Source organism: Moraxella bovoculi, assembly GCF_000988745.2.
Lineage (GTDB): Bacteria > Pseudomonadota > Gammaproteobacteria > Pseudomonadales > Moraxellaceae > Moraxella > Moraxella bovoculi.
Map to the genome: position 1 here is coordinate 1,302,287 of NZ_CP011381.2, position 24,614 is coordinate 1,326,900.

The following is a 24,614-nucleotide window of genomic DNA, read 5'->3' on the forward strand; positions in this document are numbered from 1 at the left end:
ATCACCGGTTTATGTATTAAAATCAATCAAAGCTCAAATCATTCGGTCAAAAATACCTGCTGCAAGGTCGATGCTAATTCGCCATGTGACAAAATCTTATCAAATTCATTCAAAAATCTGTTGGAGTTCGATAAATCAAAATCCGTTACTGTTTTTAGAAATTGGGCAAAGTTCGGGCTTTTTCTTGCCAGCTCATCAATCACCGAATAATCCATTTTTTCTTTGAATTTGGCAGGTGATAAAATCTTAGATTGACCGATATTATTCAAATTCATCTCAATAATACCAATCCCAAAGCTTTGGCTTAATTTTTGTAAAGCTTCGATGAATTGACCATCTTGCTTGATGTCGAGCGCCACCAAATAACCTTCATTTGCCCAACTTGAATTACTCACCGCCTGAAAGAAGCTTTCTTTATAATTTGAAAAGTTCAGTTCTTTTTTAATTTCAAAAGAAAAAATTTTAACGGGCAAAATATCAAATTTTTTGATAAAACTTAATACGTTATTCTTTTGATAATTGGCGTATTCAAAATTAACTGCCACCATATCAGGATACAGCCATTTATCTTCGCCTCTTACGCCTTTTGAGCTTTCTTCATGAAAGATGGTTTTGGAATATGCTTTGAAATAGTCGTTTTCTTTTAAAAAATAACTCAATAAAGCATGCAGCTCCCTTTCATGATAAGCGGCTTTTTTTCTTGTTGCTTTAGGTGGTCTTGACATTACAGAATTAACTTCTTGAAATGTGGCATTGCTATTTTTTAAGATGTATTGCTTTGGTTTGGTATTTGGCACAGCCTCAAAAATATCACCAGCTTTGCAAATTCCAGCGCTAAATGTCGCCTCGGGTGTTTTACCCTTAAATGATTGCGTCTGAACATCGAAAGTCTTTAGTTGGTGATGCAAATCATTTTGCAATACAAATTGCCATAAATCTGATGCAGTCATGGGTTTATTAACCATTTGCATAGCTAATTTTGCCAATTCAACAAAGCCCAATCTATCGGTTTGTAAAGAATGATTCATCACCCAACCCGAATAATCTCTTTTTGCTTGGCAATGGCTCTTGCCTCAGCAAGCTCTTTGGCTTTGGCGCGCACCATTTGCTCAATTTCATCTGCAAGCGTCTTGGTATCGATCAGATGGCTTTTTTGACCACCCAGATACACGAGCGAATTTGGGCTTGCACCCACAACACCGATGTCCACTTCTTTTGCCTCGCCAGGTCCATTAACCTTGCAGCCAATGACCGAAAGATCAATAGGCTCACGGATGTCTTCCAAGCGAGATTCCAATTCATTCATGACTTTAATGACGTCAAATTCTTGGCGGCTGCAACTAGGGCAAGCGATGAAGTTCACGCCATTTGAACGGATGTTAAGGGATTTCAAAATATCAAAGCCGATTTTGATCTCTTCTTCTGGTTGGCTTGCCAGTGAGATACGCATGGTGTCGCCGATGCCCTCTAGCAATAACCCACCCAAGGCAATGGCAGATTTGACAGTACCCGTGCGATACACGCCTGCCTCAGTCACACCAAGATGCAGAGGGTTATCCACCTGCGCCGAGATAAGTCGATAAGCATCCAAAGTCAAAAATACGTTCGACGCCTTGACTGAGATTTTAAATTGATCAAAGTTATTGCGGTCTAGAATATCAATGTGGCGCAGCGCCGACTCAAGCATTGCCTCGCCTGTCGGTTCGCCGTATTTTTTCTGTAGATCCTTTTCAAGAGAACCGGCATTGACACCGATGCGCATGCTCACGCCATGATGGCGCGCTGCCGCGATGACTTCACGTACTTTTTGTTCGTTGCCGATATTGCCTGGGTTGATGCGCAAGCAATCAGCACCTGCATCTGCCACTGCCAGAGCAATTTTGTAGTCAAAATGAATATCCGCCACCAGTGGCACGCTAACACGTTTTTTGATCTCGGCGAATGCTGCCACCGACTCCATCGTCGGGGTTGAGACTCGCATAAAATCAGCACCCGCATCGACGCAGCGCTGAATCTGCGCAACCGTCGCCTCAACATCACAGGTGTTGGTATTGGTCATGCTCTGCACACTGATTGGCGCATCGCCGCCCACCGCCACAGAACCAACGTGAATCTTCTTGGTGGGACGGCGCTTGATAGGACTGTGACGTGACATGGAAACTCTCTTTTAATTTTTGGGTAAATCTGGCATCTGTAATTGAGTGCCTTTATCTGATAATGCTGACGATCGACCGAAGGCAGCTACGGCTCTTTGATATATATTTCGGGCATCATTCATATTTGACCGCATCACATATAGATCGATCAGCTGCACATAACTTCGCTCAGTAGCACTGCCTGAATCAATGACACGTTGATAAGCACTAATCGCATCATCATGCCGACCGATGCGCTGATAAGCTGTGGCCAGATTCTCCAGTGACTGTACACGACCTTCATAGCTTAGGTTGGTCGATGCAATCTTAAAATGATGAATCGCCTGATCATAATGTCCGACCTGCATCAGATACACCGCATAGTTGTTATGCGCACGCATCAGATTGTTATCAAGCTTAAGCGCTTGACAAAAATAACCATCCGCACGCGCAAGGTTCGCCTCACTGCCTTCACTCTGAAGCAGCACACCCATCATGTCATAGGCTGGCGCAAATCCTTCATCAGCTGTCAGCGCCATGTCAAGTTGGCGCTTGGCATCATCTAGCCTACCTGCCGCGATGTATTGCCCTGCCATCGCGGTACGAATCTTAGCAAGTTCGGTCTTATTCTGATGAATGTTACGATCAACGCCCTGACATGCGGTCATCACAAGAGCGATGCTAACAATCGCCATAGTACGGCAAACTTTCAACCTAAAAACCATCAGACATCCTATTCTATCAAGTCTCAAAAATTTTGCCAACTTATTCAAATATAACGATTAAGCGTGGTCTTGGCGCTTTTGGATGCTTTCTTGCCATTTTTTGGCGCGTCGGGTGCGATCAGCAACTTGCCCAACCAACTGCCCACACGCCGCATCGATGTCATCGCCGCGAGTCTGACGAATCGTACACACAAAACCTGCATTATTAAGAATATTGCTAAACGCATGGATTCGGTTATTGCTTGAGCGGTCATAAGGCGCATGTGGGAACGGGTTGAATGGAATTAGGTTCACCTTACTTGGCAAATCTTTTAATAGTGCCACAAGCTGACGCGCGTGCTCATCGCTGTCATTCACGCCTGCAAGCATCACATATTCAATGGTGACGTGTTTTTTTTGGCGTGGATTTTCTTCATAGACGTATGCTTTGGCGGCGGCGATGAGATCTGCCAGTGGGTATTTTTTGTTAATTGGTACCAGCTCATCTCGAAGCTCATCATTTGGTGCATGCAGACTGATGGCAAGTGCCACATCAATGTCCTTGGCCAGATCATACATCTTTGGCACCACGCCTGATGTTGATAAAGTCACGCGGCGTTTTGATAATCCAAACGCATGATCATCAAGCATCAAAGACATGCTGGCGACCACAGGGTCATAGTTCAACAAAGGCTCGCCCATTCCCATCATGACGACATTGGTCACGCGATTCTCTCGCTCGGTCGGAGCGATATCTTCCATATATGACTGATTCGCCACCCATAACTGCCCGATGATTTCGCTCGCGTCCAAGTCACGCTCAAAGCCCTGCTTACCCGTACTACAAAACGAACAATCCAGCGCACAGCCAACCTGAGATGAGATACACAAGGTCTTACGCCCAAACTGCTTGCCATCTTCAGCAGGGATAAGCACCGTCTCGACAAGCGAACCACCCGACACCTCAAAGACCCATTTACGCGTCCCATCTTCGCTAAACTGCTTAAATTTCACCTTCGGCGGTAGTACACAGGCGACTTCATCAAGCTTTTGTTGAAGTTTTTTTGAGATGTTTGTCATCTCAAAAAAGTCCGTCACGCCAAACTGATAAATCCACTTCATCACCTGCGTCGCTCGAAACGGCTTCTCGCCAAGTGACACAAAAAACTCACCCAAATCCACCTTGGACATACCAAGCAAATTAACCTTATTGGATGAATCAGTGGATTCTGGCGTGTGGGTTACAGGTATTTTTGTCATGACAATCGGACTGCTACAATAAACATAAAAACATCATATTATACTAAAAATTTCGTTCAAAGTCATGATTTTTTGGTATTGGCGCGCTTGTTTGATTTTGCGTAAAATAAAAAACAGCCCACTAAAAAAGCAAGCTGTTTACGATTAATCAGATGTTAATATCTGGCAATCAATTAACGAGTGCGTGGGAAGATTTCGTCTGCACCGAAGAAGTAAGCGATTTCACGCTCAGCTGAAGTGGTAGAGTCAGAACCGTGAGCTGCATTCTCGTCGATGCTTACTGCAAAGTCAGCACGGATGGTGCCAGCAGCAGCTTCAGCTGGGTTGGTTGCGCCTAGGATATCGCGGTGTGCTAGTACAGCGTTCTCGCCTTCTAGTACAGATACAACCACAGGACCTGAAGTCATGAATGCTACTAGGTCAGCGAAGAAGCCACGCTCTTTGTGCTCTGCGTAGAAACCTTCTGCTTCTGCTTGAGTTAGGTGCTTGTATTTGATAGCAACTGGCTTAAGGCCTGCTTTTTCGAAGCGAGCGATGATGTCGCCGATGTGGTTTTTGCCAACTGCGTCTGGCTTGATGATAGATAGAGTACGTTCGATAGCCATGATATTTCCTTAACAATATAAAGGGTTTAAAAGGATAAAAAATTCTACAAGATCGTGCAGAATTACCCACATTATACCAATCTTTTGGGGGATTTGTCATGTGGTTTTTATGTCAAAAATATCAAAAAATATCACCTAAGTCACGCCATCACATTTCGTTTTTTTGCCAAAAATCTCACAGCTTAATGATAATTTTTGGTATAATGGTTTGTTTATGATTTTTAATGCTTTAAGCAACTTTAATTTAACAGCGAGACAACTCATGGGCTTTAACTGTGGTATCGTAGGCTTGCCAAACGTTGGCAAATCCACCCTATTTAACGCACTCACCAAGGCAGGCATTGCCGCCGAAAACTTCCCCTTTTGTACCAAAGACCCAAACACGGGCATCGTGCCTGTGCCAGACCCACGCTTAAAGGCATTGGCAGAAATCGTCAAGCCTGAACGTGTGCTACCGACCAGCATGGAATTTGTGGACATCGCAGGGCTTGTGGCAGGGGCGAGCAAGGGCGAAGGCATGGGCAATCAATTCCTTGCCAATATCCGTGAGACGGACGCGATTGCCCATGTGGTACGCTGTTTTGATGATGACAACGTCATTCATGTGGACGGACGAGTAAACCCCCTATCCGACATTGAGACCATCAATACCGAGCTTGCCCTTGCCGACCTTGAAGCGGTAGGACGTGCGATAACTAACGCCACCAAAAAAGCAAAAGGCGGAGACAAAGACGCTCAGGCGATTTTGGCGGTATTTCAAAAAATTGAGCCATTTTTGGCGGACGGCAAACCTGCACGCATGGCAAATCTTGACAATGATGAGAAAAAACTCATCAAATCCTACGGGCTTATTACTCTAAAACCCGTCATGTACATCGCCAACGTGGCAGAAGACGGTTTTGAAAATAACCCCCACCTAGATGCGGTGCGTGAATTTGCCCAAAGCGAAAACGCCATTGTCGTGGCATTGTGCAACCAAATTGAAGCCGAAATCGCCCAGCTTGACGAAGAAGAAAAGGCGGAGTTTTTAGAAGGCATGGGCATGAGTGAAGCAGGGCTTGACCGTGTGATTCGTGCAGGGTATGATCTACTAAACCTACAAACCTACTTCACCGCAGGGGTCAAAGAAGTGCGCGCGTGGACGGTGCCTGTGGGTGCGACCGCTCCTGAGGCGGCAGGTGTTATTCACACCGACTTTGAGCGTGGCTTTATCCGTGCCGAAGTGATCGCTTATGATGATTTCATCGAACATGGCGGAGAAAAAGGCGCAGCAGCAGCAGGTAAGTCTCGCCTAGAAGGCAAAACCTATATCGTCCAAGACGGCGATGTGATGCATTTTAGATTTAATGTGTGATTGGGCATTAACCTCAAAAAGCCGATAGTTATCGGCTTTTTTGTTATCAAGTTACAAGGCTTGAGTCATGATTGTAAATTTTGTTATAATATATCTTGATAATCGCATCTAACATTTAAATATTCCACCATATTGACACATCAAATTAAGGTTTTATCATGAAAAAAATCATCCTAACTTCACTGGTTGCTACTTTGGCTTTAACCGCTTGCGATAAAAAACAAGCCGAAGCACCTGCCGAGACCACAACCACTAAGGCCGCCCCCGCTACCGAAGCAGCAAATATTTCTGAAAATACAGCCGATACACAGCATAATCACGATCATGCGCACGATCACGATCACAGCCATGAACATGATGATCATGCAGAGCACGATCACAATCATGATCACGCACACGATCATGGCGATCATGCACATCATCATGATGGTGACAAATTTCAATGCGGCGACAAGAGTATAAATATCGCCGTACACAATCACGAAGGCGAGATCGAAGCACATCTTACTGCCGATGATATCACTTACGATCTAAACCAAGACCTAAATGACAAAAAACGCTTCACCACTGATGAAGGTATTGAAGGTGATGGCAAGCCAATGACTCTTATCCTAGATGGCAACAAAGCCCAAGTACTGGGCGCGAACAATGCCACCCTTCTAGATTGCACCAAGTCTTAATCATCAAGGTGGCAAAGCCAAGCGGTTCACGCTTGGCTTTTTTTTGATATAAAAAATCATATTAACAAAAACGCAACATTTTACGAATTTGATTGAAAATTTCTAGATTTTTATTCATAATACACAGTTATTCACTCAATTTCATGCGCTTTAATGGGCGCGTTTAAGCAAAAGACCCCATCGGATTGATTCATGACAGAAACAAAAACCACCACTCGAGAACAAAAAAAACGCCAAACACGTCAAGCTTTCTTTAATGCTGTTCTAGACCTATGCATGACCGGGCAAGGATACAGCTCCATCAGTCTGCGCCAAGTCACTCGCGAGGTTGGGGTTGTGCCGACGGCCTTTTATCGTCATTTTGATGACATGGAATGCCTTGGCAAAGCGTTGGTTGAAGATGAATTGGGTGATGCACTATCCATCTTACGCGAGCACATGCAGCTGGGCAAAAAACGCAGTTTTGAACGTCAAATCGCCAAGAGCGTACAGCTATTTTTCAAGGCCGTAGATGCGCAGCCTAGATATTGGCAATTCATCGCATCGGAGCGCTTTGGCGGCTCCGAGGCGGTACGTAACGCGATCAGTCTACAGATTCACTACTTCGCCAAGATCATGGGCGAGGACTTGGCGCTACAGCCTGCCTTTGAACACATTGGCAGCGAAGACCGCTACCTATTGGCTGAGATTGGTGTTAATCTGTCATTCTCTTGGATCATCGACTGGCTAGAGCTGACTTATACACCAAACCTTGATGATGAAGATGCTGAAGACATCACCGACAAACAAGACCCTATTGATGTTGAGCACCACAAACAAGAAATGCTCCGTCGCTGCACACGTCAGATGCAGATTCTCATGTACGGTGCTTACAACTGGAAATCAAGCGAAGAGACTGTGATTGAGGAATAACCAAAGGATATTACATGAAAAACTTTATGACTTTAGTTTTACTTGGCGGAGCATTACTTACAATAACAGCCTGTCAAGAAACGCAAGGCAAAACAGAGGCTGATTCTGCTCAGCACTCAGCTAAAACGGGTAATTCTTCACAAACCAACAAGGAAGAACACAATCTAGATCCAGAAGAAAATCCAAATTCAACAGCAACATCTGTTCTTAAGTTTAAATTAAGAGAATCCACAACCCATTCTGTCAAAAAAAGTCTACTTGATTATGAGGAGCTACCCAACAGATCTTATGCAGGCGGATCAATTATCAACTCTGATGGCAAAAGTTTCGATTTAAAAGGGTTGTATGCCACCCAATTTGGTTTTGATAAAGACAATAATCTGTCTTATGTTTATATGAAAATCAAAGAAGAGAACCCTATGGAGTATGCTACATTTGATAAAGTGGTTGGATATATCAAAGATAAAGGCCATCAACTAATTAAAGAAAAAAGACCGTTTGTCGGCGATCAACTTGCCATATTCTCAACTTCAAACAACGAAACCATTACCGTTAGTTTACTTCATTTAGGTGATTTTTCAATCGAGGTTGAGTATCTGACCAACGAATTTAAAGATCAAAGAAATAAACAACGTTCGAATGATAGCGAGAATCAAAAAACCAAAGAATCACAAAATTTCTAACCATACTATCGTAATTAGGTTTTTTTGATTTTAACAGGTCAATCAAATCAATGATATGGTAAAATAGACCTTTTTACCATATCATTATTTTTATGCCTTATCTACACCGACCAAAATCACATCACACCCTAAACGCCAATGAACGCCTACTGCGCGTCATCTCCATTAATGTCAACGGACTGCGCGCCGCCGAGAAAAAGGGTTTGCTTGATTGGCTGAATGAATCTGAAGCGGATGTCGTCTGCATGCAAGAGACGCGCATCAACCATGATCAATGGACGGATAAATTTAAGCCAGAAGGTTGGCACACCCATCTATTTCCCGCTGAACGTGCAGGCTATGCAGGCACAGCGATTTATAGTCGTTTGCCGATCGTGTCGTTGAGCCGTGGTCTTGGTTTTGAGCTTGCTGACAGTCAGGGTCGATTCATCACCGCAGAGTTTGACTTAGGTCTTGATAAGCCTGTATTTATCTCATCTCTATACCTACCATCTGGCTCATCAGGCGATGAAGCCCAAGCACGCAAAGACATCTTCCTAGATGAATACAAACAAATCCTAAAACACTGGCGCGATGAAGATAAATCCGTCATCATCTGCGGCGACTACAACATCGTGCATAAGCGCGTCGATATCAAAAACTGGTCAGGCAACCAAAAAGCATCTGGCTGCCTACCTCATGAACGCGCATGGTTAGATCATATTTATGATGAATTGGGTTATGTTGATACGTTTCGCGTTGTCCGCAAGGAATCTGAGGTGTATTCTTGGTGGTCAAATCGCGGACAAGCGCGCGCCAAGAACGTGGGCTGGCGTATTGATTATCAAGCCTGCTCGCCCGACTGGAAAGAGCGTACCGTAGGCGCATGGGTTTATAAGGATAATTGGTTCTCAGATCATGCGCCCGTCGTTATTGATTATCTCATTAAGACAGACGTATAAAGACACAAAAAGGGCATCACGCTCTTTTTGTTATTTTAGCTTTAAAATCTTAATATTATCAAAACCCTTACTCTTTAATGCCATTGCCTACAAACCGCTCATCACACCGCGCTGACAATACAACAAGTGGGTTTTTGGTTGGTCAAGCTCACTAAAGTTCGTACCCAAGCGACAAAAAGGCATCTCGATCACATCCGCTTCCATATCCAGTGGTGAATCCTCGATCTCATCAGGCGTGCGAATGTCGATGACAACCTCATCTGCTGATACAGTATCAACCGACTGGACGGTTTGATTATCATGTTCTTCTTTTGCTATGTCTCGAATATCCATGCATATGGCGGTATCAATGGCGCATTGTAGAATGTCGAAATCAAAATTCACTTCAGTGTCGACAATCTTATGCTCGATGGCCTTAACCGTTGGTTTTTTGAGATAACACCACAGAACTCAGGCATGGATTTGGCAATATCGGCCGTACCAATGCTGGCCATGTCGACAATGTTTTTCTTATCATAAGTGATGAGCGGTCTTAATATGAGTGTATCGCTTGCCTTATCGATGACGCGTAAGTTGGTCAGCGTCTGACTGGCAACCTGCCCCAACGCCTCACCCGTGACAATCGCTTCAATGCGATAGTCCTTAGCAATGCTACTGCCAGCACGCACCATCATACGCTTTAGCACGACACCCATTTGACCATCATCGATCTTCTGTAGAATCTTAGCTGCCACAGGTTCAAAATCCACGGTGATAAATTTCACACGGTGCGAACTGCCGTATTTTTGCCACAGATGGTATGCCATTTGCTTGGTGCCAATCTCATGCGCACGCCTACCCAGATTAAAGAACACATAATGCACTCGGCTGCCGCGACGTGTGAACATGTGGCTTGCCACGCCAGAATCAAAATCACCCAAGATCAAAGACAACACATCTTCTTGGGTGCTGATCGGGAATCCACCAATTCTCTCGTAACGCGCCTGCACGAACATCAAGCGATCATGCTCAATCTCAATCTTGATGACGACCTCAGGGTCTTTTAGCCAAACTTTGACGCTAGGAATATGCTGATTTAGCCCACCGCCCACATAACGCATGACATCCATCGAATCAAAATCATGCTTGCTGCGACGCTTAACACGCACACAAAACCTCTTGCCCTCAATCTCGTCTTTAACTCTCGCCAAAGTCTGCTCAAAAATATCATGCATGTCCGTAAAAGGTGAATCCCCAACCTCCAGCACATGATGAATCCTTGGAATATAAGTCAATGCCGCACGAAGTTGGGCGCGCTTTGATTCATCTTGAGCGCACCTCAAGAAAATTCCAATGACGGATGACCTTAACCGCCTTATCGTGCTGCATGAGTACGTCTTGGATAGTGCCCCACAGCACCTTAATAAAGCGTTTCTTGATGGATTCGCTTTTCACGATGATCTCGGGGAAGACTTTGACAACGAATTTCATAATTTTAATGGATAAATAAAAAAGGTGCCTATTATACACCTTTTTTGATACAAACATGGACAAATCAAACAAATCACATCATAAGAACTTACCGCAACACGCTTTAAATTTATCGCCGCTACCGCATAAGCACGGCTGCTTGTTAGTGAACGCATTTGCCACAGTAGGATCTAAAAAGCACCAAACACCATCAACCTTGACAAAGCTTGAATGCTCGTCATGACAAGATTCGCCCTGCCCGTTATCATAATAAGCTCTAAAATGCACTTGGGCGTGGCGTTTGCCGATCTTGGCGACATGGCTAATCACATCAAGACGCGTCCAATTCATCTCATCCACCCATGATTGTAGCGCATTCTTATCCAATAAACCCTGCTGACTTGGCACGGTCGTCTCGACAATATAGTCGATATTTTTAAGATAAAAAGCACTAAACCGTGAACGCATGAGTGCCTCAGCCGTAGCAGCAGGCACACCTTCATGCAACAGCTGACAGCAGTCTTGGTAGGATGGGCTTCCACAAGGGCATTGCATCAGCAAATCTTCTCCAGTAGGATGCTCTGGGCATCGTGAATGTCAAGGCTATGATGCACCTGATTCCACTCGCCACGCCCATCAAGCTCCCAAGCCTGAACGTTATCTTGAAGGTAATTAATCAAGCCGTCTTCATAGATTTGCTTGAATAGTTTTTTGTCCAAGATAGGAAATGCAGTCTCAACGCGGTGCAATAAGTTACGATCCATCAAATCAGCACTTGAGCAGTACAGCTTCTCATCGCCATCATTATAAAAATAATACACGCGCGTATGTTCTAGGAATCGACCGACGATGGAGCGCACACGGATGTTCTCTGATAGGTTCTTTACTTGTGGGCGCAGACAACAGATAGAACGAACAATCAAATTAATCTGCACACCTGCCTGACTTGCCTCGTATAGCTTGTCAATGATTCGACGCTCGGTGACCGCATTACATTTCATGATGATTCGCGCTTTTTTGCCGTTTTTGGCGTGATGAATCTCATCATCAATCATCTGCATTAACCCATCATGCAAAGTAAAAGGCGCGTGCAGAATCTGATGCGATGGCATCGGACGACCCATGCCTGTTAGCTGCACGAATACGCCGTGCACATCTTCACAGATCTGCTTATCTGCGGTGAATAGACCATAGTCAGTATATGCCTTAGCGTTACCCGCGTGATAGTTACCCGTGCCTAAGTGTGCATAACGGCGAATTTTGCCTTTTTCGCGGCGGACGATGAGCATAAGCTTAGCATGAGTCTTATAACCCACCACGCCATACACCACAACCGCCCCAGCCTCTTGAAGCATGTTCGCCACCGCGATGTTGCTCGCTTCATCAAAACGCGCACGCAGCTCAATCACTGCCGTGACCTCTTTGCCATTACGAGCGGCGGCGGCTAGCGCTTGTACGATTTCAGAATTCGTACCAGATCGATAGATGGTCTGCTTGATGGCTAACACATCGGGATCATTCGCCGCTTGCCACAGTAGATTCACCACCGGTGTAAAGGCGTGGAAAGGATGATGCACAAGCACGTCTTCTTTTTTGATGACATCAAACATCGACGTGCCTTCTTTGGCGACTCGCACACTCTCCATGCCGCGAAATGCCTTAGGGATAGCATGGGTAAATGGCGCAAATTTAAGCTCTGGCTTATCAAAGCTCGTCAGCATGCGCGTCAGATTCACAGGACCATTCACGCGATACAGCTGACTCTCGTCGAGCTCAAATTCTTGCAGTAGGAACTCGTAAGTTTCTTTTGGGCAGTTTGTTGTGACCTCTAGGCGAACTTTATGACCAAAGCGGCGATTATCCAGCTCACCCTCAAGTGCCTTAGCCAGATCCTCAACATCATCGGACAGCGCAAGGTCGGCATTACGCGTTAATCTAAACTGATGGCAACCTGTGACCTTCATTCCCAAGAACAGCTCGCCCACATGCTCATGAATCACCGCAGACAGCATGATATGATGATCCTTGCCACATGTCAGCTCATCGGGCAGGCGAATTACACGCGGCAATGAACGCGGCGCAGGCACTATGGCACGATTAATGTCACGCCCAAAGGCATCCTTACCCTCTAGGCTTACGATGAAGTTTAATGACTTATTCACAAGGCGTGGAAATGGATGCGCAGGATCAATGCTAATCGGTGTCAATACAGGCAGCACCTGATTAAAAAAATACCCCCTCATCCATGCCTTTTGGGCATCTGTAAGCTCATGACGCTTGAGATAACGAATGTCAGATTTGGCAAGCTCAGGCAAAATCTCTTCGTTCAAGATGCGATACTGCTCTTCGACCGCACGATGCGCCACCTGACTGATCTCTGCAAGTAGCTCTGATGGCTTACGACCGTCTAGACTGCTGGACTTGTCGCCATTTTTCATCTTTTGGAGCAATCCTGCCACACGAATCTCAAAGAACTCATCCATGTTAGACGAAAAAATCGTCAAAAAGAACATCCGTTCAAGCAAAGGGTTGCGCGGGTTCACCGCCTGAGCAAGCACACGCAACTGAAATCTTAACGTTGATAGATCACGGTTGATGTAACACTCTGGCGTAAAGCCGCCCACCTCATTCATGATATGCTGAATCTCATGCAGATCTGCTGGTGGTGGTGCCGTGCCTAGCACGCTTTGCATGGCGACTTGCTCAATGCTTGGTAAATTGTTCGCTTCGGACAGCACGCTTGACACTTTTGAAGTGGCGCGCTTGGCTGCAGGTCTTGAATTGGTGGCTCTTTGGGTCACGGTATTCTCCTTGTATTTTGTTGATTATATTGGCTTATTGCTGGCTTTTTTAACATTCTAGCTTGGCAATACTGCGCTGTTCATGCGACGCAGTATGATTCGTTGTTTGTTTCTAAGTCGTTTGGCGTTTTTATTTTTTTGATAGTATTTTGGGTTTGGCAGCATGCTGATGAGCAGCGCGGCTTGTTCGCGATTGAGATTTTTGGCGGATTTGCCATAATAGTGGCGTGCCGCTGACTCAATACCATAAATCCCATCGCCAAACTCCACCACGTTCAAGTACACCTCTAAGATGCGCTTCTTATCCCAAATTCCTTCCATCATCAGGACGATGATCGCCTCTTCGCCCTTTCGAATGTATGAGCGATGCGAAGTCAAAAATAAATTCTTGGCAAGCTGCTGACTGATGGTTGAGCCACCTCTTGCGATCGCGCCCTCAGCTTCATTTTCCTTAATGGCGCTCTCAATGCTATCAAAGTCAAACCCGTGATGTTGAGTAAATTTGGCATCCTCGCTCACGATCGCGGCCTGCTTGACACTTTTGGCGATATTGTCATAATCCACCCACGTCTGAGTGACCGTACCGCCGCCGAATCTGTGCGCCATCATGAACGCCGACTCGGTCACTGGTGTAAATTTGCCCACGCCCAAAAGTGCCGCTACCATCAAGTTAAACCCCAAAAAGACAGCAACAACACAAAGAACAATCCAACGAAAAAATTTTTTAAGCACTATACCAGCCTTATTTTACGTTATAATGACAATCATCCTATTTTACACTATTTTAGATGTTTATCGATATGAATAATCCAATATTTATCAATCAGTTAACTGATTTATCAAAAAACCGTTTCGCGTTAGACACACTCAGCAATGAACAATTTTTTGAATTTTATCAGACATTATTATCCAATTTTAACATTAATTTGGGCAATGACTGGTATCTGATCGGCACAGACGGTTGTCACCTTTGTGATGAGGTGTATGCCCTACTCAGTCAAGTCGGACGCATCAGACCGCTGCCTTTTGTTCATCGTGTAGATGTGATGAATGCAGATGAGCTGGTGATTGAGACTTTGGGAGTTGTGATTCCGATATTGGTGACGCCAGCACGACTGCTGTGCTACCCTTTTGGTGTGATGGACATCATGACATTGACCGACCCAAAAGGCACGATGCCTGTTTAGACGGTCATAATCAAAGCGGTCATTTGATAAACGGACAAAAATTAATTGAGAGCTATTCCTTTTTGGCAAAAAAATCAGTACAATAATGATGAATTTGAGCAACTGTTTTGCAGTTGCTCTACTTTTGACATGGATTTAAACACAACACAAATCGACTCAATGAATCAAACCCAAGCTTTTATGGACTGATTTTATGAGTCGAACTGACTAATCGGCGTGCCTTTATGGTCGCATGGAGCACTGTTATGCTTACCTTTTTGGCGATATTGCCAATTCTCATTGTTTTTATATTACTCGTTGTGATGCGTCTGCCTGCCAAGACGGCGATGGCGATCGCTTATCTTGCCACAGCTTTATTGTCTTACTTTTTTTGGCATACCAGTGGCAACCAAATCGCAGCCGCCACCATTCATGGCGTGCTGACTGCTGCCAATGTACTGCTCATCGTGTTTTCTGCCATTTTGCTGCTAAACACCATCAAAACCTCTGGTGCCATTGTCGCCATTCGTCAAGGCTTCATGGGTATCTCTGCTGACCGCCGTGTACAGATGATTATCGTGGCGTGGCTTTTTGGCTCACTCATCGAAGGCTCGACAGGCTGGGGTACGCCATCGGCGGTGGGTGCTCCGCTGCTCTTGGCGTTGGGTTTTCCTGCGATGGCGTGCGTCATGGCGATTCTCATCATTCAGTCAACGCCAGTTTCTTATGGAGCGGTGGGCACACCCATTTTAATTGGTGTGAATTCTGGTCTTGAAAATAAGGATGATGTGAGTACTGCCATCGCTGAACAAGGCATTGCCTTTGGTGATTACATCGTACAAATCGGTGCCAATGTCGGCTTCATTCATGCTGTTGTTGGATTCTTGATTCCGCTGATTTTGTGCGGATTTTTGACACGATTTTTTGGCGAAAAGCGTTCGTTCGTTGAGGGTTTAAAAGCAGCACCTTTCGCCATTTTTGCAGGGCTTGCTTTTACCATTCCTTACTATCTGACCGCCAAATTCATCGGACCTGAACTGCCTTCATTGGTCGGCTCCATCGTAGGCATGACAATCGTCATTCCTGCGGCAAAATACGGCTTTTTGACCCCAAAGGACACATTCGACTTTGCCAGCCGTGACCACTGGGAAGAAGACTGGAAAGGCACGATGGCAGCAACCGACATTGACATCAACGAAAAATCTAAACACCCTATATGGCTTGCATTCATGCCTTATCTGCTGGTCATTGGCATCTTGATTGCCACACGCACCATCAAACCCCTAAAAGCATGGCTAAATGAAAATGCCGTCATCACTTTTAGCAATATCCTAGATACCACCATCACCAACAAAACACAGCTTTTATATTCACCAGCGGCGGTGCTCCTCTTGGTGTCGATTGTGTGCATATTTTTGTTTGGCATGAAGGGCAATGAGGTCAAAAAAAGCTGGGCAGCGTCTGGCAAAACGATGCTTGCCGCTGCACCTGCCCTGCTGTTCTCCATTCCGATGGTGCAGGTGTTCATCAATTCAGGCACGCCTGCCGATGTCGCCGAGCCGATAATCGCCATGCCAAGAGTACTGGCGGCAGGTGCTGCTGATGTATTTGCAAATATGTGGCCACTCGTGTCGCCTTGGATTGGGGCTTTGGGGGCATTCATTGCCGGCTCCAACACTGTCTCAAACATGATGTTTGCTCACTTTCAATGGAGCACTGCCACTCAGATTGACTTGAACGCCATCGAAGCTGCCAAAGTCGTCGCTCTACAAGCGGTGGGCGGTGCATCTGGCAACATGATCAGCGTGCATAATGTCGTCGCTGCTTGTGCGGTGGTGGGCATGGTCAACCGTGAAGGTCTCATCATTCGTAAGACCTTGGTTGCCATGATTTATTATGCCGCCCAAGCTGGTCTTGTCGGCATGGCAATCGTTGTCAACCCTTTATGGTGGGTTGGGGCGATCATCTGGCCTCTCGTATTCTTTGGCGTGATGGTAAAAACATCTGCTCGTGCTTGATAACCTTGACGGACAAAACAGCCTGCTGGCTTGTTTTGTCCTGTTTTGTTCGTCAATCTGGCGGTCTTTCAAGGTATTGATTGGTTTGGGTCAGATTGATGTGCCTAAAAGTTTTGTAATTTTTAAGACGATTAGGCAGACATTTGTTACAATAAACCATCATGACCAACCAAAGTCGGTCATTCAAGTGCATGACAGCCAACCAGCCATGCCCATGATTTAAAAATACTGGGATTGGCACTTTTATTGTTCATGTCCTAGGCCAGTTCTGTGCTTGGGGTGTGCTAACATTCGCCCAGTTCGTCATCGACGGCTCGTTACCAAAAGAACTGGCATCGATTCATTCAACCAAAATAAGGTCATCTTATGGCAGATTTAAGTAAAATTACCGAAATTGAAGATCTCAGACGCGTCGCTGAACGCAAAGTACCAAGAATGTTTTATGACTATGTGGACAGTGGCTCTTGGACACAGACCACCTATCGCAACAACGAGACCGACTTTGATCGCATCAAGCTGCGTCAGCGTGTGCTCGTGGACATGGAAGGTCGCACGCTGGCGACCAAGATGATTGGGCAAGAGGTGCATATGCCAGTGGCAATCGCCCCAACGGGCTTTACAGGCATGATGTGGGCAGACGGTGAGATTCACGCCGCCCGTGCTGCCGAGAAATTCGGCATACCTTTCTCGCTCTCAACGATGAGTATTTGCTCCATTGAAGATGTCGCGGAGAACACCACCAAGCCGTTTTGGTTTCAGTTGTATGTCATGCGTGATAAAAAATTCATGGAAAACCTGATTCGTCGTGCCAAAGAAGCCAAATGCTCTGCCCTTATCCTAACGGCCGACTTACAGGTACTAGGACAACGCCACAAAGACATCAAGAACGGTCTGTCTGCACCGCCTAAGCCTACCCTAAAAAACATCATCAATCTGATGACCAAGCCCGAATGGTGCTTTAATATGCTTGGCACCAAACGTCACACTTTTCGCAACATTGTCGGTCATGCCGAAGGGGTGGGTGATTTGTCTAGCTTATCGTCTTGGACGGCAGAGCAGTTTGACCCAAGCCTTAATTGGGACGATGTCGCTCGCATCAAAGAGCTGTGGGGCGGCCCGCTCATCATCAAAGGTATCATGGAGCCTGAGGACGCTATTTTGGCTGCCAAATCAGGGGCGGACGCCATGGTCATCTCCAACCACGGCGGTCGTCAGTTAGACGGAGCTCCAAGCTCTATCGCCAGTCTTGCCGACTGCGTACAAGCGGTACAAGCAGAAAACTCAAAATGCGAAATCTGGCTAGACAGCGGTATCCGCTCAGGTCAAGATGTGCTAAAAGCCATCGCACTAGGAGCAAAAGGCACGATGATAGGTCGTTCATTCCTATATGGTCTGGGGGCGTATGGCGAAGATGGCGTTCGCCGTGCCTTAGAGATTATCTACAAAGAGTGCGACATCACGATGGCGTTCTGCGGTCATACCAACATTAGCACCGTCAATGAAGACATCTTTGTCAAAGGCACTTACGAGAATCTCAAAGCCAGCAACCCACACGTTACGCCAATTCGTTGGTAAATAAGCAAACAAACCTTGTAAACAATAAAAAAACCACGTTAATCATCACGTGGTTTTTTTATTGTTCGGCAGTTAGCGACCTAATGCATCACGATTCACTGTCAGCTCTGTGGTGTCTTTTAGATACTGTAGATAATCGGACAACTGGTCTTGACCAATATTATCACGAATCATCATCGCAGCCTGAGCACGCTCGACAGGTGAGATCTGGGCTGTGGCTTGTTCAGCCACAGGACCGCCCACGATCACGCTTGCCCCTGCATCAGTCTCAACTGCCCAAATGTCATTAACGCCTGACTTATGCAGGAATAAACTTGAACGCTCTTGACTGCTTAATTGCGGATTTTGACGTGTGGTGATGCCAAAATTAGCATTTGACGTCATCAGTGACCGTCCACCATTGATCTTGGCATCGTCAGCGATCTGAGTTGCTGTCTGCAATGCTAGCTTGGTCGCTTTTTGTTTGGTGATGCGCGCCTTGATCTCTTCTGTCGCTTCAGCCAACGTTAAGCTTTTGGCTTCTTGATAGTTGGTTGGCTGCACCCATACCGTTTTATCTCCAAGTATTATGTTCGGGCTGACTGATTGATCTTGGATGGCAAAATCATCAAACGCCGCCGCCACAACCGCAGGCTGAGACAGCTCTGTGATGTTGTTCTCTTTTTGGTACGACTTGATCGACTTGGCAGGAAGATTCACTTCAGCAGCAATGTCTGCAATCCCCATGCCATCAACCGCCATCGTATTGATCTTAGCGATAAGATCGTTATAAGCCGCTTGGCGCTTCTCATCGATCGCAGATTGAATCAGTTCGTCACGTACATCACTGGCACTAAGATCGCCCGCCTTGGTCACCTTAAAGATCTGATAACCAAAGCTGGTCTTCACAGGCTGACTTACTTCGCCTGCTTTTAGGTTGGCAAGCTCCGCATTCACCACGCCAGCATCATTACCAAATACCGAAGGGTTGTACTTACCGATATTACCACCTTCAGCACCACTTGGATCTTCAGAATATTGCTTGGCCAATGCCTCGAATGATTCACCATTATCTAGTTTGGCTTTCACCTCGTTGGCTTTATCGACGTCTGCCACCAGAATTTGAGCCAATTCACGGCCATCACTAAGACCGTTCTTCTGCAAGTATCTGTTAAACTGCGCATTGATCTCATCTTCGGTTAGTGCTTCCACCTTGACATCTAACGGCGTCAATTCAATATATGCCAAATCCACCGTCTGCGGTCGAATCAGTGCATCTTTATTGGCATTATAGTATTCATCGATCTCTGCTTGTGATACGCTAACTGCGCCAGCATAGTCCTGCCATTTTAGGCGATGAACCCATACTTCACGGGCTTCAAGCTGTAGATCAAGCAGTCGGCTGACTTGCGCTGCTGGATAGATCGCCGTACCTAAGATACTGGCCGTCAGCTGACGCACGCTAAGCTCGGTGCGAAATCTGGCGAACAGTTCATCTTTTGTTAGATTGTTGTGCTGTAAGAAACTGGCAAACACCTCGTTAGAGAACTCTCCATTTTGATGAAAAGCTTCATCTTGAGCGATCAGACGAGTGATCTCATCATCTGAGACCGTCATGCCAAGCACATGGGCTTGATTTTGAAGTAGCGCGCGATTAATTAGACTCTCTAGTACCTCATCTGCCATCGCACCTTCATTGATCAAGCTGGCGTCATTATTCTGAAGGAGCTGGGTACGATAACGATTCAGCTCTGATTGATACACACTCAAGTCAATGGTGCTATCTCCAGCCTTAATCAGATCATTGCCGCTCATCGAGCCGCCACCAATGCCCTGCACGCCTAAGAAAGCCATCGGCACCATGATCAAACCTAAGGTAATGCGACCAGGCCAACTCTGTAAAAAATCGCGCAACTTATCCATAAAACTTCACTTCTTTTAAATCAAAACTAAAACCTTACTATAATACGCTAAATCTTAAAAATACACAAAATTTTTTACAATATTTTGGATTTTTTTGGATAAAAAAAACACCCTTCATGAACATTGCATAAAGGGTGTGGTCTAATCCAAAGTTAATACGTAAATTATAGGATTAGTTTACCGCGTCTTTTAGGCCTTTACCAGCTTTGAAGCCAGGCACTTTGCTTGCAGCGATTTCTAGTGGCTCGCCAGTTTTTGGGTTGCGACCGGTACGTGCTGCGCGTTCTTTTACGCTAAAAGTGCCAAAACCAACTAGCACAACGTCATCACCACGCTCTAGAGCGCCCTGTACGCTTGAAGTGAATGCATTTAGCGCTTTAGTAGCTTGGTCTTTTGTGAGACCTGCTTCGCTTGCGATCGCGTCTACCAATTCTGACTTATTCATGTGATGTTCCTCATGTTTTTGAGTTAATTAAAAACTTAATTAAAAGCCTAGACAAGTCTAATCACCTGTCTTTGTGTGCATTGTATGATTATCATTAAGCATTTACAAGTGGATAAATACAAAAATCTTGTAAAATTTACAAATTTTTTGTAAAAAATCGAATAAAACCTTACAAATTACAGGCAATGCACGTACCATTCCATTGTTTGTTATAACAAACTTGCTTACCATTTATAGCAAGGGTGTTGGCAATATGCAAGTAAAATTATATAATTTTATGTAACTTTAACAAAAAATTTGTATTTTTTTGAAAAAATCTGTAATTTTTAACCATGCGTTTTGTTTTTTGACTTATTTTAAGCTACAATCAACTGCATATTTTTAAGTTATTTACCTTTATTACTTTAATAAAGACTTAGGATTAACATGACGGACAACATACACACACCAAAAAATACCCCTAACGGCAACCCAAAACCGCAAAATCAGCGCAGTTATAATAAGTCGGCCCAAAACGATGCGGGCGTCATTTCTGGCAGCTTTGTGAACGTGCTTTTGGTATTTTTAGAATCTGCCATCACGCTCATGCTGCGTTTTAATCCAAAGCTGCGTCAACTGGCCTACCCACTCGCCCAAGAAGGCGTAGTGGTAAGTATTCGCACCTATCTGCCACACGTTCAGATTTTTGCAACATTCAGCCACCACGGCGTATTGCTTGATCAAGAATTACCCGCTGATAAGTCGGTTGCTGACATCAGGGTCAATGCTTACAGCTTTCAGATTATCAGCACACTAACCAATCACAGCGTCGAAGCGGTTGAGAAACTTCAGATTCGCGGCGCTGCCGAACAAGTGGCTAATTTTAAGGTATTCTTGGTCCAGTTGGGTGTGGGTGGTGTGATTGATCAATTCCTACGTAAAGTCAAAAAGACCGAAAGCAAGCCAACCCCCGAAGAACGCGCTGAGAAATTAAGCGAATTAAAGGCTAAGCTGTCCGAACAATCACTTCAAATCGATGGACTAACAACTCAAAACGCACGCCTAAACACACAGCTTGCCGAGGCTAAGACCAAACAAAAAAGTACCTTTACAGGCTTTATTATTGCTTCTTTGGTTGCGATTGCGTCCTTAGTGTCACACTTTTTTATTTAAAATTATTGAAGATTAAATGTTATTTTATATCAATAAAAGCAAGGTTTATGGGCTTTGCTTTTTTTATAAACGATTGATTTAAATAAATAAATTTTAATATTCGCGATGATGAGTTTTATCAAATTTATCTTTTAATAAAAATAACAGCAAAGTTCAATAAATAATCTTGACCTATTTACTAGGAATTATTATAATGAGCCTAAATTAATTCACCGATGTTCGAATCAGAACTAGGCATTTTTGGGTATTTTCTTATGCGCTTAACCACTCGCGGCAGATATGCAGTCACCGCCCTGCTTGATTTGGCGGTACAAGAGAATCGCCATCAAGGTGCAGTCTCACTCTCCGACATCGCAAAACGCCAATCCATCTCAATCTCTTATCTTGAGCAGCTATTTTCTAAGCTTCGTAAAAAGGGCCTTGTAAATAGCACACGCGGTGCATCAGGTGGCTACCACCTTGCCAAGCCATTAGATGAGATTGATATCATGAGCATTATTACAGCAGTCGATGAGAGTGTTAATGCCATGCAGTGCGGCGGCAAAGGCGACTGCCAAGATGGCGCGATGTGTCTGACGCATGATTTATGGCATAATTTGTCTGCACATATCGAAGCATATCTTAGCAATGTCACACTTGATGAGCTTCTTAATTCCAAAAACACACAAAGCATCGCCGAACGCCCGGAGTACAAAGCTCTAAACAATAAAGGCGATAGAAAAGATCACATTAATACCATTAACTTACTTGGGGTAAATCCAGCATGAGCCAGAGTTCCTTAATTTATCTAGATTACGCAGCCACCACACCCGTCGCGAAGGAAGTTGCCGATAAGATGGTTCAATACATGACTTTCGATGGCATCTTTGGCAACCCTGCCAGCCGCTCACATGGCTTTGGCTGGCAAGCAGAAGAAGCAGTTGAAAATGCTCGCCTTCAAATCGCCGAAACCGTTGGCGCTGATCCACGCGAGATCGTGTTTACAAGTGGTGCGACCGAATCAGACAACCTAGCCCTAAAAGGCGTGGCGCACTTTTATCACACCAAAGGCAAGCACATCATCACAAGCCAAATCGAGCACAAAGCAATTCTTGATACCTGCCGTCAGCTTGAACAAGAAGGTTTTGAGATCACTTATCTAACCCCTCAAGAAGGCACAGGCATCATCACGCCAGAGCAGGTAGCTGATGCGATTCGTGAAGACACCATTTTGGTGAGCTTGATGGCAGTAAATAACGAGCTTGGCACTGTGACAGACATTAAAGCCATCGGCGAGATCACTCGCGCCAAAGGCATTATTTTCCATGTGGATGCCGCTCAAGCGGTTGGTAAACTCAAAATCAACCTTGAAGAGCTAAAAGTTGACCTAATGAGCTTCAGCGGTCACAAGATCTACGGTCCTAAAGGCATCGGCGCGCTATACGTTGGACGTAAGCCACGCGTTCGCCTAAAAGCAGAGCAACACGGCGGCGGTCACGAACGTGGCATGCGCTCAGGCACACTGGCTACCCATCAGATCGTTGGTATGGGCGAAGCTTTTGCGCTATCAGTACAGCGTTTTGATGAGGATCATGCACACATCATTCGTCTGCGTGATAAGCTATGGAACGGCCTACAAGGCATCGAAGAGATCTACCTTAACGGCAGCTTCGAACACGGCATCCCCAACATCCTAAACGTGAGCTTCAACTTCATCGAAGGAGAAAGCTTGATGATGTCGCTAAAAGACCTAGCAGTATCTTCTGGTTCGGCTTGCACTTCAGCGACGCTTGAGCCATCTTATGTGCTGCGTGCGATTGGTCGCCCCGACGAATTGGCTCACTCATCAATTCGCTTTAGTATCGGTCGCTATACCACTGACGAAGACATCGATCGCGTTCTAGCACAGATCACTGACGCTGTTGAAAAGCTTCGCGACCTATCTCCGCTATGGGACATGTTCAAAGATGGCGTTGACTTTAGCAAAGTTGAATGGCAAGAGCATTAATTTTTTAAATCACAAAATCCTTAAAATTGAATAGGCAATCGGCTTGATAATCGAATAATCGACAGCATTAAAAGAGTATCAAGCCTAACCTAAAATAGGAAAATATCATGGCATATTCAGACAAAGTTATCGAACATTACGAAAACCCACGTAACGTAGGCAACCTAGACAAAAACTCAAAAAATGTCGGTACTGGCATGGTGGGCGCACCTGCTTGTGGTGACGTGATGCGCCTACAAATCCAAGTTGGCGATGATGGCATCATCCAAGACGCCAAATTCAAAACCTACGGCTGTGGCTCAGCGATTGCCTCCAGCTCACTGGTTACCGAATGGCTAAAAGGCAAAACGCTAGACCAAGCTGCCGCGATTAAGAACAAAGACATCGCTGAAGAGCTTGCCCTACCACCGGTAAAAGTTCACTGCTCAGTATTGGCAGAAGACGCCATCAAGGCAGCGATTGAAGATTATCAAGCCAAAGCACACGCTTAATTTTGTAGTACATAGGAGACAAGTTATGATCACGCTAACCGAACGAGCTGCCAAACACGTTAAAGACTTTCTAGATAACCGTGGTAGCGGGGAAGGGATTCGTGTGGGCGTGCGAACGGCAGGCTGTTCAGGACTTGCCTATGTGCTAGAATTTGTCGATACGCCAAATGACACTGATGAACGTTTTGAGAGCGATGGCGTGAGCGTGTTTGTCGATCCTAAGAGCTTAGTTTATCTGAACGGCTTACAGATGGATTACGTCACTGAAGGTCTTAACTCTGGCTTTAAATTCACCAATCCCAATCAGACAGGTGAATGCGGCTGCGGTGAATCCTTTACAGTGTGATGGTACGA

25 protein-coding genes and 1 pseudogene are annotated in these 24,614 nt (G+C 45.2%); 13 read left to right on the top strand and 13 right to left on the bottom strand.

Annotated features, from left to right (window positions below; all coding sequences use genetic code 11):
• Nucleotides 1-38: 38 nt before the first annotated feature.
• The 5 genes from AAX10_RS05905 to ndk form a co-directional block, all read right to left on the bottom strand.
• Nucleotides 39-1,028, bottom strand: a complete 990-nt coding sequence (locus AAX10_RS05905) for a membrane protein (protein ID WP_046700120.1) — start codon at nt 1,026-1,028, stop codon at nt 39-41.
• Entirely contained in the window at nt 1,028-2,155 is a 1,128-nt protein-coding gene (gene ispG / locus AAX10_RS05910; RefSeq protein ID WP_046696410.1) for a flavodoxin-dependent (E)-4-hydroxy-3-methylbut-2-enyl-diphosphate synthase, read from the bottom strand. Before ispG ends, AAX10_RS05905 begins: the two co-directional genes overlap by 1 nt.
• Nucleotides 2,156-2,167: 12 nt before the next feature.
• Entirely contained in the window at nt 2,168-2,830 is a 663-nt protein-coding gene (locus AAX10_RS05915) for a tetratricopeptide repeat protein (RefSeq protein ID WP_158580326.1), read from the bottom strand.
• An 87-nt stretch (nt 2,831-2,917) separates the two neighbouring features.
• Nucleotides 2,918-4,099, bottom strand: coding sequence for a dual-specificity RNA methyltransferase RlmN (gene rlmN, locus AAX10_RS05920; protein ID WP_046700122.1), 1,182 nt, complete (start codon nt 4,097-4,099; stop codon nt 2,918-2,920).
• A gap of 173 nt (nt 4,100-4,272) precedes the next feature.
• A complete protein-coding gene (gene ndk / locus AAX10_RS05925; protein WP_036366306.1) occupies nt 4,273-4,704 on the bottom strand; it encodes a nucleoside-diphosphate kinase in 432 nt (143 codons plus the stop codon).
• A 262-nt stretch (nt 4,705-4,966) separates the two neighbouring features.
• Here ndk and ychF point away from each other — a divergent pair, with 262 nt between their 5' ends.
• The 5 genes from ychF to AAX10_RS05950 all read left to right on the top strand — a co-directional run bounded on the left by ychF (nt 4,967) and on the right by AAX10_RS05950 (nt 9,274).
• Nucleotides 4,967-6,058 carry a redox-regulated ATPase YchF gene (gene ychF / locus AAX10_RS05930; RefSeq protein WP_036366421.1) on the top strand — a complete coding sequence of 364 codons (1,092 nt, stop codon included), beginning with the start codon at nt 4,967-4,969 and terminating at the stop codon, nt 6,056-6,058.
• Between the two features lie 158 nt (nt 6,059-6,216).
• Nucleotides 6,217-6,738 (top strand): hypothetical protein, encoded by a 522-nt coding sequence (locus AAX10_RS05935; protein ID WP_217429454.1) that lies wholly within the window; start codon nt 6,217-6,219, stop codon nt 6,736-6,738.
• Between the two features lie 192 nt (nt 6,739-6,930).
• A complete protein-coding gene (locus AAX10_RS05940) occupies nt 6,931-7,650 on the top strand; it encodes a TetR family transcriptional regulator (RefSeq protein WP_046700124.1) in 720 nt (239 codons plus the stop codon).
• Between the two features lie 14 nt (nt 7,651-7,664).
• On the top strand, nt 7,665-8,333 hold the full coding sequence (locus tag AAX10_RS05945) for a hypothetical protein (protein WP_046700125.1): 669 nt from the start codon (nt 7,665-7,667) through the stop codon (nt 8,331-8,333).
• A gap of 92 nt (nt 8,334-8,425) precedes the next feature.
• Nucleotides 8,426-9,274: an exodeoxyribonuclease III gene (locus AAX10_RS05950; RefSeq protein ID WP_046700126.1), complete on the top strand. Its 849-nt coding sequence runs from the start codon at nt 8,426-8,428 to the stop codon at nt 9,272-9,274.
• Between the two features lie 87 nt (nt 9,275-9,361).
• On the opposite strand, the gene thiI (AAX10_RS10320) is transcribed toward AAX10_RS05950, so the two are convergent.
• The 6 genes from thiI (AAX10_RS10320) to mtgA all read right to left on the bottom strand — a co-directional run bounded on the left by thiI (AAX10_RS10320) (nt 9,362) and on the right by mtgA (nt 14,256).
• Entirely contained in the window at nt 9,362-9,658 is a 297-nt protein-coding gene (gene thiI / locus AAX10_RS10320) for a thiazole biosynthesis protein (protein ID WP_226997746.1), read from the bottom strand.
• Nucleotides 9,655-10,596: a tRNA uracil 4-sulfurtransferase ThiI gene (gene thiI, locus AAX10_RS05955; protein ID WP_226997747.1), complete on the bottom strand. Its 942-nt coding sequence runs from the start codon at nt 10,594-10,596 to the stop codon at nt 9,655-9,657. Before thiI (AAX10_RS05955) ends, thiI (AAX10_RS10320) begins: the two co-directional genes overlap by 4 nt.
• Nucleotides 10,577-10,744: a hypothetical protein gene (locus tag AAX10_RS10325; protein ID WP_226997748.1), complete on the bottom strand. Its 168-nt coding sequence runs from the start codon at nt 10,742-10,744 to the stop codon at nt 10,577-10,579. Before AAX10_RS10325 ends, thiI (AAX10_RS05955) begins: the two co-directional genes overlap by 20 nt.
• A gap of 78 nt (nt 10,745-10,822) precedes the next feature.
• Nucleotides 10,823-11,278 (bottom strand): YchJ family protein, encoded by a 456-nt coding sequence (locus AAX10_RS05960; protein ID WP_046700128.1) that lies wholly within the window; start codon nt 11,276-11,278, stop codon nt 10,823-10,825.
• Nucleotides 11,278-13,356, bottom strand: coding sequence for a polyphosphate kinase 1 (ppk1, locus tag AAX10_RS05965; protein WP_420812469.1), 2,079 nt, complete (start codon nt 13,354-13,356; stop codon nt 11,278-11,280). Before ppk1 ends, AAX10_RS05960 begins: the two co-directional genes overlap by 1 nt.
• 225 nt (nt 13,357-13,581) lie before the next feature.
• Nucleotides 13,582-14,256 carry a monofunctional biosynthetic peptidoglycan transglycosylase gene (gene mtgA, locus AAX10_RS05970; RefSeq protein ID WP_046698318.1) on the bottom strand — a complete coding sequence of 225 codons (675 nt, stop codon included), beginning with the start codon at nt 14,254-14,256 and terminating at the stop codon, nt 13,582-13,584.
• A gap of 68 nt (nt 14,257-14,324) precedes the next feature.
• Between mtgA and AAX10_RS05975 the strand changes: the two genes are divergently transcribed.
• The 3 genes from AAX10_RS05975 (at nt 14,325) to AAX10_RS05985 (ending at nt 18,283) form a co-directional block, all read left to right on the top strand.
• Nucleotides 14,325-14,711: a thioredoxin domain-containing protein gene (locus AAX10_RS05975; protein ID WP_158580328.1), complete on the top strand. Its 387-nt coding sequence runs from the start codon at nt 14,325-14,327 to the stop codon at nt 14,709-14,711.
• A gap of 245 nt (nt 14,712-14,956) precedes the next feature.
• The gene (locus AAX10_RS05980) at nt 14,957-16,708 is read left to right on the top strand and encodes an L-lactate permease (RefSeq protein ID WP_046700129.1); all 1,752 of its coding nucleotides are present in this window, start codon (nt 14,957-14,959) and stop codon (nt 16,706-16,708) included.
• A 366-nt stretch (nt 16,709-17,074) separates the two neighbouring features.
• Nucleotides 17,075-18,283, top strand: a complete 1,209-nt coding sequence (locus AAX10_RS05985; RefSeq protein ID WP_036366284.1) for an alpha-hydroxy acid oxidase — start codon at nt 17,075-17,077, stop codon at nt 18,281-18,283.
• Between the two features lie 72 nt (nt 18,284-18,355).
• On the opposite strand, the gene AAX10_RS05990 is transcribed toward AAX10_RS05985, so the two are convergent.
• The gene (locus AAX10_RS05990; protein ID WP_046700131.1) at nt 18,356-20,185 is read right to left on the bottom strand and encodes a SurA N-terminal domain-containing protein; all 1,830 of its coding nucleotides are present in this window, start codon (nt 20,183-20,185) and stop codon (nt 18,356-18,358) included.
• A gap of 172 nt (nt 20,186-20,357) precedes the next feature.
• Nucleotides 20,358-20,633 (bottom strand): annotated as a pseudogene (locus tag AAX10_RS05995) (HU family DNA-binding protein); the annotation flags it as partial.
• Between the two features lie 423 nt (nt 20,634-21,056).
• Between AAX10_RS05995 and AAX10_RS06000 the strand changes: the two are divergent.
• The 5 genes from AAX10_RS06000 to iscA all read left to right on the top strand — a co-directional run bounded on the left by AAX10_RS06000 (nt 21,057) and on the right by iscA (nt 24,606).
• A complete protein-coding gene (locus tag AAX10_RS06000) occupies nt 21,057-21,782 on the top strand; it encodes a hypothetical protein (RefSeq protein ID WP_226997749.1) in 726 nt (241 codons plus the stop codon).
• A 254-nt stretch (nt 21,783-22,036) separates the two neighbouring features.
• Nucleotides 22,037-22,549: an Rrf2 family transcriptional regulator gene (locus tag AAX10_RS06005; RefSeq protein ID WP_036366413.1), complete on the top strand. Its 513-nt coding sequence runs from the start codon at nt 22,037-22,039 to the stop codon at nt 22,547-22,549.
• Entirely contained in the window at nt 22,546-23,769 is a 1,224-nt protein-coding gene (locus AAX10_RS06010; protein WP_046700132.1) for an IscS subfamily cysteine desulfurase, read from the top strand. Before AAX10_RS06005 ends, AAX10_RS06010 begins: the two co-directional genes overlap by 4 nt.
• Before the next feature lie 107 nt (nt 23,770-23,876).
• Nucleotides 23,877-24,260, top strand: coding sequence for a Fe-S cluster assembly scaffold IscU (iscU, locus tag AAX10_RS06015; RefSeq protein ID WP_046698324.1), 384 nt, complete (start codon nt 23,877-23,879; stop codon nt 24,258-24,260).
• Between the two features lie 25 nt (nt 24,261-24,285).
• Nucleotides 24,286-24,606, top strand: a complete 321-nt coding sequence (iscA, locus tag AAX10_RS06020; RefSeq protein WP_036366266.1) for an iron-sulfur cluster assembly protein IscA — start codon at nt 24,286-24,288, stop codon at nt 24,604-24,606.
• The last annotated feature ends 8 nt before the right edge of the window (nt 24,607-24,614 follow it).

What these genes read in the sequence shown, in the direction of transcription:
- AAX10_RS10325 (WP_226997748.1), bottom strand. Translation starts at nt 10,744, where the DNA reads ATGAAATTCGTTGTCAAAGTCTTCCCCGAGATCATCGTGAAAAGCGAA.
- AAX10_RS05935 (WP_217429454.1), top strand. Translation starts at nt 6,217, where the DNA reads ATGAAAAAAATCATCCTAACTTCACTGGTTGCTACTTTGGCTTTAACC.
- AAX10_RS05915 (WP_158580326.1), bottom strand. Translation starts at nt 2,830, where the DNA reads ATGGCGATTGTTAGCATCGCTCTTGTGATGACCGCATGTCAGGGCGTT.
- AAX10_RS05905 (WP_046700120.1), bottom strand. Translation starts at nt 1,028, where the DNA reads ATGAATCATTCTTTACAAACCGATAGATTGGGCTTTGTTGAATTGGCA.
- AAX10_RS05945 (WP_046700125.1), top strand. Translation starts at nt 7,665, where the DNA reads ATGAAAAACTTTATGACTTTAGTTTTACTTGGCGGAGCATTACTTACA.
- AAX10_RS05960 (WP_046700128.1), bottom strand. Translation starts at nt 11,278, where the DNA reads ATGCAATGCCCTTGTGGAAGCCCATCCTACCAAGACTGCTGTCAGCTG.
- ispG (WP_046696410.1), bottom strand. Translation starts at nt 2,155, where the DNA reads ATGTCACGTCACAGTCCTATCAAGCGCCGTCCCACCAAGAAGATTCAC.
- AAX10_RS05950 (WP_046700126.1), top strand. Translation starts at nt 8,426, where the DNA reads ATGCCTTATCTACACCGACCAAAATCACATCACACCCTAAACGCCAAT.
- AAX10_RS05940 (WP_046700124.1), top strand. Translation starts at nt 6,931, where the DNA reads ATGACAGAAACAAAAACCACCACTCGAGAACAAAAAAAACGCCAAACA.
- rlmN (WP_046700122.1), bottom strand. Translation starts at nt 4,099, where the DNA reads ATGACAAAAATACCTGTAACCCACACGCCAGAATCCACTGATTCATCC.
- AAX10_RS05975 (WP_158580328.1), top strand. Translation starts at nt 14,325, where the DNA reads ATGAATAATCCAATATTTATCAATCAGTTAACTGATTTATCAAAAAAC.
- ndk (WP_036366306.1), bottom strand. Translation starts at nt 4,704, where the DNA reads ATGGCTATCGAACGTACTCTATCTATCATCAAGCCAGACGCAGTTGGC.
- AAX10_RS06005 (WP_036366413.1), top strand. Translation starts at nt 22,037, where the DNA reads ATGCGCTTAACCACTCGCGGCAGATATGCAGTCACCGCCCTGCTTGAT.
- AAX10_RS05990 (WP_046700131.1), bottom strand. Translation starts at nt 20,185, where the DNA reads ATGGATAAGTTGCGCGATTTTTTACAGAGTTGGCCTGGTCGCATTACC.
- ychF (WP_036366421.1), top strand. Translation starts at nt 4,967, where the DNA reads ATGGGCTTTAACTGTGGTATCGTAGGCTTGCCAAACGTTGGCAAATCC.
- AAX10_RS06000 (WP_226997749.1), top strand. Translation starts at nt 21,057, where the DNA reads ATGACGGACAACATACACACACCAAAAAATACCCCTAACGGCAACCCA.
- iscA (WP_036366266.1), top strand. Translation starts at nt 24,286, where the DNA reads ATGATCACGCTAACCGAACGAGCTGCCAAACACGTTAAAGACTTTCTA.
- AAX10_RS06010 (WP_046700132.1), top strand. Translation starts at nt 22,546, where the DNA reads ATGAGCCAGAGTTCCTTAATTTATCTAGATTACGCAGCCACCACACCC.
- iscU (WP_046698324.1), top strand. Translation starts at nt 23,877, where the DNA reads ATGGCATATTCAGACAAAGTTATCGAACATTACGAAAACCCACGTAAC.
- AAX10_RS05985 (WP_036366284.1), top strand. Translation starts at nt 17,075, where the DNA reads ATGGCAGATTTAAGTAAAATTACCGAAATTGAAGATCTCAGACGCGTC.
- ppk1 (WP_420812469.1), bottom strand. Translation starts at nt 13,356, where the DNA reads ATGAATGAGGTGGGCGGCTTTACGCCAGAGTGTTACATCAACCGTGAT.
- AAX10_RS05980 (WP_046700129.1), top strand. Translation starts at nt 14,957, where the DNA reads ATGCTTACCTTTTTGGCGATATTGCCAATTCTCATTGTTTTTATATTA.